Genomic DNA, 1,516 nt, shown 5'->3' with positions numbered 1-1,516 from the left:
TGAAGTGCCTTAAAAAAGTTAGACAATTATTACTAAATTAAATATTTAATTTCATGGAATGATTTCGATATTCAATCGGAGTCATTCCTTTTGTTTTTAATGAAATTCTTTCGTTATTAAAAAAGTATAAATACTGTTCTGTTAACTTCGTTAACATATCGATATTTTTAATTTCAAAATTATTAAGCCACTCTCTTTTAAATAAACTAAAAAAACTTTCAATTGGCGAATTATCTAAACAATTTCCTTTTCTAGACATACTTTGAATTATTTTTAATTTATTTAACTCATTGTTGTAATATGGCAATTGATAATGCCAACCTTGATCAGAATGCATAACTGGATATGCTTTTTTTGGTATCCTAGCTTTTACATCTTTTAAGGTTCTATAAATTAATTCTTGATTGGGAGAATCACTCACTTGTAGTGAGATAATTTCTTTTGTTGCTTCATCCACTACCGCAGAAATATACCCGTTCTTATTGTTTAACAATTTAATTTGTGTAATATCGGTATGAAGAACCTTATATGGCTCAATGGCATTAAAATTTTGACGTAAAATATTGGGATACGTTTTGCCAACTTTTCCATGATATGATTTATATTTTTTTCGACAACGAGTGTTGAACATCTTAGGTTGTAACCCTATTGATTTCATTAACTTTCGTACAGTTTCAAAACAATAGTTAAAGCCTAATTTATCAAGCAAAAATTTCATTCGACGATGACCATAGGTCATCTTGCTTTGCTTAAATATAGTTTTAATTTGTTTTTTTACATTTGCATATTTATCTTTATAGTTTTTAATTCTTTTTAATTCATCATAGTAAGTAGAACGTTTCAATTTATTTACTTTAAGTAAAGACTTCAGTTTGTAAGGACAGTTAACATCAGACCATGAATTATAAACAAATTGTGTTTTTATTTTGTTTGATAATCCTTCATCATAGCCTGTAGGCCTTTTAAACAATAGTTAGATAATTCTAAATCGTATATCTTTTTTTCTAGCTTAGATATTTTTTCTTCGTATTGTTCTTTTTCTGAAAGCGCTAGTTTACCGATATTTTTGGAATTTCTCTGTTCATTGGATTTAATTTTGCTTTTCATCGCTGGTCTGCCTTTCTTTACGTTTTTTAAACCAGCAATACCAAATTTATTAAATCTTTGCTTCCACGAATACATTTGAGAAGCATTAATGTTAAATTTAGATGCTACCGATTCTATACCTGCTTCATTAGTTAGGTAGTATTTTACCACGTCAATTTTAAATTCAATACTATAACTTTGCTTATAATGTTTTACTTGCAAGGCCATAAGGCCTTGATGTTTAGCTAAAATACACCATCTTCTGACAATTGAATATGATATGTTATATTTTTTTGCTAATCCATTTACTGAATTTTCATTATTTAAAAAATGTTTTGCTATTTCTATTTTTATTTTAGTTGAATATTTTGACATAAAAAAACCGCCTTAAAAAATTAGATATTATGTCTAACTTTTTTAAGGCGGTACA

At 27.0% G+C, this 1,516-nt stretch carries 2 protein-coding genes; both read right to left on the bottom strand.

Translation table 11 applies throughout. The annotated features are described in order from the left end of the window. Positions 1-37: 37 nt before the first annotated feature. Entirely contained in the window at positions 38-970 is a 933-nt protein-coding gene (locus K5Q11_RS07485) for an IS3 family transposase (RefSeq protein ID WP_220752423.1), read from the bottom strand. Next, positions 922-1,461, bottom strand: coding sequence for a helix-turn-helix domain-containing protein (locus K5Q11_RS07480; RefSeq protein WP_220752421.1), 540 nt, complete (start codon positions 1,459-1,461; stop codon positions 922-924). Before K5Q11_RS07480 ends, K5Q11_RS07485 begins: the two co-directional genes overlap by 49 nt. Between the last annotated feature and the right edge of the window lie 55 nt (positions 1,462-1,516).

The organism is Apilactobacillus xinyiensis (assembly GCF_019656235.1).
Taxonomy (GTDB): Bacteria; Bacillota; Bacilli; order Lactobacillales; family Lactobacillaceae; genus Apilactobacillus; species Apilactobacillus xinyiensis.
Note: the sequence above shows the minus strand (reverse complement) of the source record. Positions and strands in the feature narration are given on the sequence as shown.